At 49.6% G+C, this 11,476-nt stretch carries 9 protein-coding genes; 4 read left to right on the top strand and 5 right to left on the bottom strand.

Going from position 1 to position 11,476, the window contains the following annotated elements:
* Positions 1–137 precede the first annotated feature (137 nt).
* Together AB7U36_RS09985 and rsmA are read right to left on the bottom strand one after the other, a co-directional pair.
* A complete protein-coding gene (locus AB7U36_RS09985; protein WP_428159634.1) occupies positions 138–1,547 on the bottom strand; it encodes an HD-GYP domain-containing protein in 1,410 nt (469 codons plus the stop codon).
* Complete coding sequence (gene rsmA, locus AB7U36_RS09980) at positions 1,544–2,395, bottom strand: 16S rRNA (adenine(1518)-N(6)/adenine(1519)-N(6))-dimethyltransferase RsmA (RefSeq protein ID WP_428159633.1); 852 nt, start codon at positions 2,393–2,395, stop codon at positions 1,544–1,546. Before rsmA ends, AB7U36_RS09985 begins: the two co-directional genes overlap by 4 nt.
* A gap of 301 nt (positions 2,396–2,696) precedes the next feature.
* Between rsmA and AB7U36_RS09975 the strand changes: the two genes are divergently transcribed.
* The 4 genes from AB7U36_RS09975 to AB7U36_RS09960 all read left to right on the top strand — a co-directional run bounded on the left by AB7U36_RS09975 (position 2,697) and on the right by AB7U36_RS09960 (position 7,776).
* Positions 2,697–3,056, top strand: coding sequence for a hypothetical protein (locus AB7U36_RS09975; RefSeq protein ID WP_428159632.1), 360 nt, complete (start codon positions 2,697–2,699; stop codon positions 3,054–3,056).
* Between the two features lie 21 nt (positions 3,057–3,077).
* Complete coding sequence (locus tag AB7U36_RS09970; protein ID WP_428159631.1) at positions 3,078–6,062, top strand: insulinase family protein; 2,985 nt, start codon at positions 3,078–3,080, stop codon at positions 6,060–6,062.
* 40 nt (positions 6,063–6,102) lie between these two features.
* Positions 6,103–6,456 carry an ArsR/SmtB family transcription factor gene (locus AB7U36_RS09965; RefSeq protein WP_428159630.1) on the top strand — a complete coding sequence of 118 codons (354 nt, stop codon included), beginning with the start codon at positions 6,103–6,105 and terminating at the stop codon, positions 6,454–6,456.
* 204 nt (positions 6,457–6,660) lie between these two features.
* The gene (locus AB7U36_RS09960) at positions 6,661–7,776 is read left to right on the top strand and encodes an SO_0444 family Cu/Zn efflux transporter (RefSeq protein ID WP_428159635.1); all 1,116 of its coding nucleotides are present in this window, start codon (positions 6,661–6,663) and stop codon (positions 7,774–7,776) included.
* Positions 7,777–7,778: 2 nt separating this feature from the next.
* Here the strand turns inward: AB7U36_RS09960 and AB7U36_RS09955 are convergent, their stop codons facing one another.
* The 3 genes from AB7U36_RS09955 to AB7U36_RS09945 form a co-directional block, all read right to left on the bottom strand.
* Positions 7,779–8,666, bottom strand: a complete 888-nt coding sequence (locus AB7U36_RS09955; RefSeq protein ID WP_428159629.1) for a Rossmann-like and DUF2520 domain-containing protein — start codon at positions 8,664–8,666, stop codon at positions 7,779–7,781.
* Positions 8,667–8,670: 4 nt separating this feature from the next.
* Entirely contained in the window at positions 8,671–9,462 is a 792-nt protein-coding gene (panB, locus tag AB7U36_RS09950) for a 3-methyl-2-oxobutanoate hydroxymethyltransferase (protein ID WP_428159628.1), read from the bottom strand.
* 20 nt (positions 9,463–9,482) lie between these two features.
* Positions 9,483–11,476, bottom strand: a 1,994-nt coding sequence (locus tag AB7U36_RS09945) for an acetate--CoA ligase family protein (protein ID WP_428159627.1), incomplete at its 5' end; no start/stop codon positions are given.

Below are 11,476 nucleotides of genomic sequence, written 5' to 3'. Positions count from 1 at the left end.
ACACGGTGTATATCTCTGCAGAAAAACAGTTTCCCCAGCTTAAATCCTTATCCGTGGCACCGCTTTTTGCAAGAGCCATCAAGCACATCCATACAGGAGATAGTGTATCAGCGCTTTTTAAGCCCTAAGAGGCAGAATTATGTGTTAGAAACTGCAGTAACTTCTGGTGTTGCCTGATCCCCGGGCAGGGCAATTTCCCTGATAAATGCAGGCAGGCAGTTCCAGATTTTTTTTGGCTGTCTGATGCTTCTGTTGCTGTCTATGGCAAAAACCCCGGTCTGTTCCCCGGCGTTAAAAGGATCCGGTTTGAATGTCAATGGGGACTGGCTTTTGTCTGTAAAAGGAATAATAAGGGGGCCCTCGCTTTCAAGGACATAGGCCATCTGTCCGCTTTTAAGAAAAACAATGCTTCCCGGCGGATAAAGCCCTACGGTTTTAACAAAAGCATGGAGAATAAACTGAAGGATGGGGTCTTTGTGTACGTAACTGCGGAACAGGCCGGTGACGGCAGTAACCTGGTTAACAGCATCCTGGTAGCTGCGCTTGGAAATCATGGCGTCATAGATGTCCATCAGTTTGCATATTCTGACATAGGGCGGCATCATCCCGCACGCCAGTTCCACAGGATAACACCCGGGCTCTCCCTCATAAATAGGCCCATGATGATATTGGATCATGTTCCTGAGTACAGTACTGTCCAGATGGTTTTTTTCAATGATCGTAAATCCGAAATCGCCGGTGTGTCTGCGCAGCAGTTCGATTTCATCTTTGTTCAGGACAGAGGTCTTGTTTAAAAGCGCCTCTGGCACCATGGATTTGCCCAGATCATAGATGAACAGGCCAAAGGACATCTCATCTATCTCCCCGGGATAGTAATAGGAAAATATTCCGGAAGATCCATTGCCGGCAAGGGCTGGTGATGACCAAAGCGATTTTTCCACAGCGCTTGAAAAAGCACGGTTAAACCGGTGCAATACCTGGGAACCTAAGGCGCAGACATTGGCGGCATGGCTGTAAAAATACTCATCATAGAAAAACAAATCCCTTGGCAGGTATGCAAAGGGGTGGCGGTTCTGGTCGGCAAATGATGCAAGTTCTGCTGCCTGCTCTGATACGGCATCCACATCAAACTCACCCTTTGTCTGCCGGATTTGATTCACAGCGGTTTTTATGCCGGCCTGGGCTTTGATGCTTATGGATTCGGCAAACCTGCGCAGTTCCCGGATCTCCTTGAGCCGCTCGGTCACATTTTTGGTTTTTATGGGTTCCGGATCGGAAAATGCCCCGGGCAAGGGGCCGGGTGTGCCGGCAGATCCCATGTTTATTTTTTTTCCAGATGCATCAAACACACCGCCGTTGATCGCCACCGGCACTTGCCGAAGACCGTTTTTTCGAACGATTTCGAGCGGTTTTATCTTTTCCACCATCACATCTTTTGCCAGAAGCAGGGTACCGTTGCGGTTATACACATCCACCCCGGTTTGAACCCGGCCGCCCTGGCGGACAACGTCAATCAGCTTATCGATGGAAATTCTTGATTCAATCATAATTCACGGGTGCAAACCTCTCCAACTGCCTTTGACAGGTCTATGAACTCCTGGACATTTAACGTTTCCGCCCGCCGGGAGGAGTCAATGCCGGCATTTGCAAGGGCAATACCCACACTCTCTTTTGTTAAGCCCATTTCACCCCCGGACATGGCATTGTGAAGGGTTTTTCTTCGTTTGGAAAATGCTGCTTTAATTACGCTGAACAGCAGGATCTCATCCTTTTCCTCCATCCCTTGGGTTTCAAAGAAATCAAAGCGCAGGACTGTTGAGTCCACTTCGGGTCTGGGAAAAAAGGCATTGGACCTGATATCTGCAACACGGCTGATTTTTGATGCATACTGAACCACCGCAGAAAGCCTTGAATAGTTTTGGGTGCCGGCTGACGAAAGAAGGCGTTCGGCAAGCTCCTTTTGAAACATCAGAAACGCGCGTGTCACAACCTGCCGGATTGTAACGAGCTGAAAAAGGATCTGGGATGAAATATTGTATGGCAGATTCCCGATCACCACAAGTTTTTCTGTTCCTGCGATCTCCCTTATATCTGTTTTTAAGATGTTCTGATTGATAATCGTAACATTGCATATTTTTTCTTCGGCCAGTTCCCCTTCAAGCAGAGGAATGATACGGCGGTCTTTTTCAACGGCCACAACCTGCTTACAGGCCTTTGCCAAAGGCAGAGTGATCGCCCCTAACCCCGGACCGATTTCAAGCACTGTGGTTTCTTTATCAACCCCGGTTCTATCCACAATCATCCGGGCTGTAGCCGGGTTGGACAAAAAGTTCTGGCCAAGTTCTTTTCCGGCATATAACCCGTTTCTCTTTAATAACTCCCCAGGATGCGTCATTCCCCTTTTTGTTCTCCGTTTTTTTGCTATTTATATCCAGAACGCCATATGCCACACATTTTTAGCCTTGGAAGGGGATAAAAGATTGACAGCAGCGGTTTTCCTTTGAAATTTTCTTTAAACTAGATACCAGTAAATCACAGTTTTTTATTAATTTCCATAAAATTTAACGCCTGCCATCATATACTTTTTTACTATATTTAGATGTGGACGACTTGACTTTAGTAGAATTAAGAAGTAATTTCTAGAACATCATATTAAAAAGAGAACGGAAAACATCATTTTAGAGGAGGCTTGACACATGGAACCCACCGAATTAAGTAACAATTGGGAGACTTTTATTAAAATGTTTCTCCATCGCCTGGACATTCCAACTAAAGAAGATATTGCTAATATTCACAAGAGGCTTGACAAGCTAGAACAAATGATTTATCAAAATCATCCGTCGAGCAAACAGAAAAACAAAATCCAGACGCCAAGGAAAAAGAGTGCTACTTCCATTATACTGAACATCATCGGCAACCACCCGGAAGGCACTAATTTTAAGACCATTAAGGCGGCCACAGGTTTTGACGATAAAAAATTGAGAAATATCATTTTCAGGCTGGATAAGATAAAAAAGATCCAACGGGTCAGCCGGGGAATTTACAAAATAGTTTAATTTTCTAAGAGTATTTTTTATATGAATCAGACTGCATTTATACCCGGACAGGCCATCAGCGGCTACAGAATTCAACATGTATCGGACCTGCCTGTAATTAACGCCTATCTCATCCAACTGGTCCACGAGAAGACAAAAGCTGTCCACATCCACATTGCCAATGCGGATAAGGAAAACACCTTTGGGGTATTTTTCAGAACCGTGCCCACGGATTCCACAGGGGTTGCCCATATTCTTGAGCATACCGTGCTGTGCGGGTCTGAAAAATATAAGGTCCGTGATCCCTTTTTTTCCATGCTCAAACGAAGTCTGTCCACCTTCATGAATGCCTTCACCGCATCAGACTGGACCATGTATCCCTTTTCCACCCAGAATAAAAAAGATTATTTCAACCTGATGGATGTTTATCTGGATGCGGCATTTTTTCCGGATCTTGATCCTTTAAGCTTTAAGCAGGAAGGCCACCGGCTTGAACTGGAACCGGGGGAAAACCAAGGATTAGAGCTGGTATACAAAGGGGTTGTTTACAATGAGATGAAAGGAGCCATGTCCTCACCTGGCCAGATCATGTCCCGGGCGCTTCTTAAAGGGCTTTACCCGGATACCACCTATGCCAATAACTCGGGCGGCGAACCCGCAGACATTCCAAAACTTACCCACGAGGATCTTAAGGCGTTTCACACAAGGTATTACCACCCGTCCAACAGTTATTTCTATACTTATGGGGATCTGCCCCTGGAAGAACGCTTAAACTTTATTGAAGAAAAGGTACTCTCCAGATTTGATTTTCTTGACATGGACACCCGGGTGCCTTCACAGCCCCGGTGGCAGACTCCTAAAGCCATGACCCAGGCATATGCCTACTCAGACACGGATAATATCGCCGCCAAATACCAGGGATGTGTGGCCTGGCTGACGCCTGATATCGCGGATCATTTTGAAGTGCTGGTTATGATGGTGCTTGAACAGATTCTTCTTGGAAATGCTGCATCTCCCTTGAGAAAAGCACTCATTGACAGCACCCTGGGTTCTGCCCTGTGCGATGATACAGGATTTGATTCAGATAACCGGGACACCATGTTTGTCTGCGGACTCAAAGATATTCAGGTAACTGCTGTCCCAGAAGTGGAGAGAATTATTTTTAACACCCTTGAAACCCTTTCTGACAAAGGCATTGATCAACATTTAATTGATTCTGCCATCCACCAGATTGAATTTTCCCGCAAAGAAATCACCAATACACCATACCCGTACGGCATCAAACTGCTTGTGGGCGTTGCTTCAGTCATGGTTCATGAAGGTGATCCCGTATCCGCCATCAACATTGATGGTGATTTGAAAAGACTGCGGGAAGAAATTGCCAAAGGCCCCTTTATGGAAGGCCGTATTCGTCGGTATTTTCTGGATAACCCCCACAGGCTGCTGTTTACCCTTGCCCCGGATGAAGGTCTTGAAACCCGCCGGGCCGAGGATGTACGCCGCGAACTTCAAGAAAAACTAAAATCCCTGGGTGAAGCAGAAGTGGCGCAGATCAATAAGGATGCAGCAGCCTTGAAAGAACGCCAGGAAACAGAAGAAAACCTGGATGTTCTGCCCACCCTGGCGCTTGAAGACGTGCCTCCTGAGATTGAAATCGTTCACCCTGACACCATCAAGGGTATCACCTGCGCCACTGCCTTTGATAAGGCCACTTCGGGCATCCTGTACTTTACCTGCCCGGCAGGTGCTGGAAACATTGCGCCGGATCTTTTCCCCATGGTCCCGTTTTTCGCCCGGGCCTTTACCAATGCAGGCACAAAAAATTCTACCTATGTGCAGATGGCCGAACGTATGGACCTTTATACCGGCGGCATTTCCATGTCTCCCTTTTCCGGCACCTATTTTGACCAGGAGGGTGAAGGCCACTCATTTCTGGCATTGCAGGGAAAAGCCCTGGACCGAAATATTGACCATCTCTTTGATATAGTGGACGAATATATCAATGCTGGTGGATTTAAAGACCATGATCGGCTCAAAAGCCTGATTCTACAATATCAGGCTGGTCTTGAAGCCTCCATTGTCGGGTCCGGACACAGGTATGCCATAACCCTGTCTGCCCGGCATCTGTCAACCGCTGCCAGTATTGATGAACTGTGGCATGGCATAGAACAGTACACCCGGATCAAGGATCTTGCCAGCAGGGTGAATAACGAAAAAACATGCGCCCAGGCCCTGGCTGAACTGGAAAAAAACCTTTCTGCCATGGCTGCATCAGTCATGAGAAAAGATAATTTCAAACCTGCTGTGATCGGATCTGCAACGTCCATGCTCCAGGCGGATAAGCGCATTGAAAAAATTTACGACAACCTGCCCAACGGCAGCAGTCAGGCCTTCTATACACCCCAGATAAAAACAGATACCCTGCGGCCCTACGACGGGTGGATGACCAATACAGCCGTCTCTTTTGTGGCCCAGTCCTTTAAAGCGGTGCGCATCTCCCATGAAGACGCACCGGCCCTGTCCGTAATTGCCAAACTTTTGCGTTCCCTGTTTCTCCACCGGGAAATCAGGGAAAAAGGCGGGGCATACGGCGGATTTGCCCTGTACAATATGGAAGAGGGTATTTTTTCATTTGGTTCCTATCGTGACCCCCATATCAAACAGACCTTGGATGTCTACGCAGATGCTTGCGATTTCATCACCCAGGGACAGTTTACCCAGACAGATGTAAAAGAGGCAATACTTCAAGTTTGCTCGGACATTGACAAGCCTGAAACACCGGCACCTTCAGCCATGAAAGCTTTTTACCGCCGGATCACAAAGTTATCCGATGAGATCCGCAAGGGATTCAAGGATGCCCTGCTGGGTATGGACAAGCAAAAGGTCGTGGGAACAGCAGTCCGGTATTTTTTCCGGGACGAGTCTGCCAAGGGCATTTCTGTGATTTCCTCAAAACCCCTTCTGGATCAGGCCAACCAGGCCCTGGAGGCAGAAGGGCGTGAGCCGCTGATCCTTCATAAAATTTAGGTGTTTGGACCAGCCCTTTTAAGTTTAAGATCGATTGAAAATGGATATCTGTTCAGAAAAATGCATCAATCCGGAACTGGTGGAAAAAACGGCAAAGCAAATGCCTGCGGCCGACACCATCTTTGGCTTGGCGGAAACATTTAAAGCCTTAAGTGATGCCTCCAGGGTTAAAATTGTCACCGCATTGCTGCATCATGAACATTGCGTGTGCGATCTTTCCGTGCTGTGTGGCCAGAGCGAGTCCGCCGTATCCCACCAGCTCAGGCTTTTAAGGGCCCTTCGGATCGTTAAAAACCGGCGCCAGGGCAAACGGGTCTATTATTCACTGGATGATGACCATGTGCGCACCTTGATCCAGATGACCCTGGATCATATCACCCACCAGCAAATATAGCCCTTCTTAACTCAGCCCTACACCGTCTCTTCGCTTTCCATATCATTTTTAACCTGCTTTAACCTAAAAAATTGGTTGACACATATTTTTTAATTTTATATTTACATATGAACATTAATTCATATGTTCAATTAAAAGTAGAATATATTTAACAAAGGTAAAAAGCCCTTTAATTTAAAAAAATGAATCAGGACAAACATAATGATAAACACAATAAAACAAATATGTTTAGAAATTTGGCATGTTTACCTGGATGTCTCGGTATTTATGCTGTTCGGCTTTCTGGTGGCGGCCCTGCTCTATGTATTTTTCAAAGCAGACAAAATCAAAAAATACCTGGGGAAGGGCCGGATCAAACCGGTGTTGCTTTCTGCTTTATTCGGCATTCCCATCCCCCTGTGCAGTTGCGGGGTAATTCCGGTAGTGGCAGGCTTGAAAAAACAGGGCGCCAATGACGGAGCAGCGCTTGCTTTTATGATCGCCACTCCAGAATCAGGCGTGGATTCCATTGCCGTATCCTGGGCCATGTTGGATCCGGTGATGACGATAATACGGCCCATTGCGGGCCTTGTGACCGCTGTAGCAACGGGTATTACAGAAAATTTTCTTAACCGTAGTGAGCCGCAAAAAAAAGAGAAGTCTGTTAATGCAGATCCCTTTTTTGATGTGATCCCGGATCCGGGGTGCGCCTGCAGTTGCTGTGGTGATATTGATGCAGAAGAACCTGGTAAAATAAAAGCAGAGCCGCCTTTGTCCCGGCGCCTGATTCAGGGATTGAATTTTGCGTTTGGCGATCTTTTAACAGATATCAGCAAACCATTTGCCATCGGCATATTAATTGCCGGGGTTATCACATTTTTCTTTCCTGCTGAACTAGGCGACTGGTCCAGGAATAATCCATTTCTTTCCATGCTGGTCATGCTGGCAGCAGGCATTCCCATGTATGTGTGCGCCACATCCTCCACCCCCATTGCAGCGGCCCTTATCCTCAAAGGGATAAACCCCGGTGCCGCACTGGTTTTTCTTCTGGCAGGCCCTGCCACCAATGCCGCCACCATGGGAGTGGTGAAAAATATCTTCAGCACCCGGGCCCTGGTTATCTACCTGAGCATGATCGCCGTCTGTTCCATGACCATGGGGTACCTGCTGGACTTAAGCTACCAGTTGCTGGGTATCCAGGCAACGGCTGTAATCGGCCAGGCCGCTGAAGTGATCCCCCACAATGTGGAGCTGGCAGCTGCCCTGATTCTGGCAGGGCTTCTCTTAAGAAATATGATCATCCGCAAACATGACCATCAGCACGGTCACAATCACACATGATATTAAATTTGTTCAAAAAGATGGGACATTATTTTTTCCGCCTCTTCAGGCAGTCCATTCCCTGCCCTGGCGATATTCAGAGTATGGGCACCCAGGAGACGGTACAGGGATGAAAATTCCGGTATTTTTTCGTCAATGTCAGCCAGGTGCCGGGAGACTGTTTCATGATCCCCCCGGACCACAGGGCCTGTCAGGGCACGGGTGCAGCCCCTGGACCTGATATTGAAAAGAGTGCCCTGGATCAGGGGCGACAAAATTTCAAATGCCACATCTTCCCGAAGCCCTGTTTCCATTAAAAGAGCCAGGGCAAACCGCACCAGGGTCACAAGGTAGTTGGACGCCACCACAGCCGAGGCATGGTAAAGGGTTTTGGATTCCGTTGGGATGGCAAAGGCCAGGGCGCCAAGGGCTGCAGCAATGTCCTTGCCCTGGGAAACAGCATCGGGATCCCCTTCAACAGAGATATTGATTCCCTCAAAGGGGCTTGCCTGTCCCGGTTCATACGGGGCAAAGGACTGCAGGGGATGAATGGAGCCCACAACGGCCCCGGCCTGTTTTGCCTGGATAAGAATCTCTGAAGAATGGGCGCCTGACAGGTGAAAAACCATGGTTTCCGGTCCCAGGGCGTTTTGTTGGGCAAGATCGCCGCAGAGAGACGCTATGACGCTGTCAGGGGTGGTGATGAAAACAATGCCCCCGGCCCGGGCACAGTCAGCGGCCGTATCAAATACGGTGCCGCACCCGGCTGCTGCCCTGGCGGCCTGGGCCGAAGTTCTGCTCCTGCTGAAAAAACCTGCCGGTACATACTCTTTTTTAAAGAGGAATGTGGCCAGGGCGATGCCCACACGTCCACAGCCGATCACGGAAAATTTTCGCTTGGGAGTATTCATAATTCTATTTGTATGAATGGTCCTGGGACGGAAAACTGCCCTCCCTGACCTCTTTTATATATTCATCAAGCCCCTGGGCAGCCAGGGCTGCAATGTCCACGTATTTTTTCACGAATTTGGGTATAAACCCCTCATTGATGCCCAGCATGTCGTGGATCACCAGAATCTGGCCGTCGCAAAAGGGACCGGCACCAATGCCGATGGTGGGAATGGTCAGGGCATCGGTAATTTTTTGGGCAATGGAAGCGGGAATGCCTTCCAGAACCACGGAAAAAGCCCCGGCTTCCTCAACGTCCCTGGCATCCCTGAGCAGCCGCTCTTCATCCCGCTGCACCTTGAATCCCCCCATCTGATGTACGGACTGGGGCGTAAGACCAATGTGGGCCTGGACAGGTATCCCCGCCTTTGCCATGGCTGAAATGGCAGGACAGACATCCGCACCGCCTTCAAGTTTTACAGCCATGGCACCGGCTTCCTTTAAAAACCGGCCGGCGTTTTCAACTGCCCTTTCCAGGCTGCTCTGATAGGACATGAAGGGCATGTCACCCACCACCATGGATCTTGTGCAGGCCCGGGTCACAAGTTTTGTATGGTAAATCATCTCATCCATGGTCACGGGCAGGGTGGTGTCCCAGCCCTGGACCGCCATGCCAACGGAATCGCCCACAAGGATAATATCGATTCCGGCACGGTCCACCATGGCGGCAAAGGGATAGTCATAGGCGGTGAGGGCCGTGATTTTTTTGCCCTCCTGCTTCATCTTCATCAGGCTGGAAGTGGTAACTTTTGTGCTCATGCGTCTCTCCTGATTTTGAGTTATCTGTTAGTTCCTGCCGAATCAAGCCATTTTCTGTACCGGACCATTCCGGCCAGAGCCTTGACAGCACGCTCCGGCGAGGGGAAAAATACCCCCTTATAGTCCAGATCGTCATAACGGTAAAGGGTGCGGCTCAATTCATCGGTTAAAAGGCTGACACCGACTACGGGTTTGCCGTATTTCTGTGTCATTTCAACGGCATATCTGGTGTAGTCCTCTTCTTCTTTGAGAAAGCCTGCCATAAACATATCTGCTGTTTCCTTTGTCATGCCGGGATCTGCTTTCAGCACAGCCTTTGCCATGGCATTGACCAGGATGCGTCTGCCGTGGATACCCAGGTGAATGACCGCATCACACCCATCCCATTTTAAAAGTTCCTCCAGGCAGATCATGGGTATTTCCGGGTCTCCTTCGCCCACAATATCCACGGGGTTGCCATGACTCCAGAAGTCAGGCAGGCAGTTGTTAAGCCGTTCAATGATTTCTCCGGACAGTTTGGGCACCCCAAGCCCGTATTCTGCGCAAAGGTCTGTGGTGACCACACCCCATCCGCCGCCCAGGGTCATGATGGCCACACGCCCCCCCCTGGGCATGGGCAGGGATGAAAAAACCACAGACAGGTCTAAAAGTTCCATGGGCTGCTCCACCTGGATGATCCCGGCCTGGGTGCAGGCCGCATTAAACACACCTGCATCCGAGGCCATGGCCCCGGTATGGCTGGAAGCGGCCTTTTCTCCCTCCTGGGTTCTTCCGCCCTTGAGTACCACCACGGGTTTGGTTTTTGACAGCCGGGTGGCAGATTCAAAAAACCGAGGTCCGTCTTTTACACTTTCGATATACAGCACCACCGTGCGGGTCAGATCATCAAGTTCAAGGGCCTGCATATAATCTTCAATGGTGATCATGGCTTCGTTGCCTGAGCCCACAAATCCCCTGATGCCGATGCCCTGCTGCTCGGCAAAGGACAGAAGCTGGGTGCCCAGATTGCCCGACTGGGAAACAAGGGTCGTGGAGCCGGGACGCGGAAAGGCATTTGCCCCGGAAAAATAAAGGGATGCATGGGGATTGCACAGGCCCATGGTGTTGGGGCCGATGACCAGGATACCGGCCTTGCCGGCTGCGGCCATGACCTCATCTTCAAGCTGTCTGCCCTGGTCCCCGACTTCCCTGAACCCGCTGGTGATCAGCACCATGCCTTTGACATGCTTTTTTTCCAGGGCAGGAATCAGGTCCATCACCCGGATTGCAGGCACGGTTACCACAGCCAGGTCCACATCGCCTTCTATGTCATCAAGGTCCTTGTGGACTTTGCGGCCCATAATCGTGCCGCCCTTGGGATTAATCAGAAAAATTTCGCCTTTGAATCCTCCGGCATAGGCGTTTGTGGGCAGAAGATGACCCCATTTGCCAGGGACTGCAGAGGCCCCCACAAAGGCAATTGTTTTGGGATAAAACGTGGTGTATAAGGCCTTGAAATCTATTTTTTGATGCACACGCGCGTCACACGGCCCGGATTTTTCAAGAATCATCAGCCCGTCAACTGCCACCGGGGACCCGTCCGGGCTGATAATCAAAGGGTTGATATCAATTTCCCGGATGCCCGGGCAGGCCATGGCCAGGTCAGACAAGCCCCGGAGCACGGATTTAAGTTCTGTAATATTTACAGCCGCCTCCCCCCTGAATGACCCCAGAAGGGTCTTGGCTTTCAGATTATCCAGCATGTCATCAAAGTCTGCACCGGACAATGGGGCGAGCCGCAAAACCATATCCTTTAACGCTTCGGTGAGTACACCGCCCACCCCGAACATGATCACCGGGCCAAACTGGGGATCATGAAACATGCCTGCGGTAAACTCCCGCCGCCCCTGGATCAGGGGCTGGATCAGGAAGGCTTCAAAACCATCACCCGCCCGGGACTTCATCCGTTGGGCCGTTTGCCTCAGACGCGCCTCATTGGTGATGCCCACCTCCACCATACCGGCTGCGGGTTTAG

This window comes from Desulfobacter sp. (genome assembly GCF_050177295.1).
The sequence above is the reverse complement of the archived record's forward strand: the minus strand, read 5'-3'. Positions and strand labels throughout refer to the sequence as shown.

What these genes read in the sequence shown, in the direction of transcription:
- AB7U36_RS09970 (WP_428159631.1), top strand. Translation starts at nt 3,078, where the DNA reads ATGAATCAGACTGCATTTATACCCGGACAGGCCATCAGCGGCTACAGA.
- AB7U36_RS09965 (WP_428159630.1), top strand. Translation starts at nt 6,103, where the DNA reads ATGGATATCTGTTCAGAAAAATGCATCAATCCGGAACTGGTGGAAAAA.
- AB7U36_RS09975 (WP_428159632.1), top strand. Translation starts at nt 2,697, where the DNA reads ATGGAACCCACCGAATTAAGTAACAATTGGGAGACTTTTATTAAAATG.
- rsmA (WP_428159633.1), bottom strand. Translation starts at nt 2,395, where the DNA reads ATGACGCATCCTGGGGAGTTATTAAAGAGAAACGGGTTATATGCCGGA.
- AB7U36_RS09955 (WP_428159629.1), bottom strand. Translation starts at nt 8,666, where the DNA reads ATGAATACTCCCAAGCGAAAATTTTCCGTGATCGGCTGTGGACGTGTG.
- panB (WP_428159628.1), bottom strand. Translation starts at nt 9,462, where the DNA reads ATGAGCACAAAAGTTACCACTTCCAGCCTGATGAAGATGAAGCAGGAG.
- AB7U36_RS09985 (WP_428159634.1), bottom strand. Translation starts at nt 1,547, where the DNA reads ATGATTGAATCAAGAATTTCCATCGATAAGCTGATTGACGTTGTCCGC.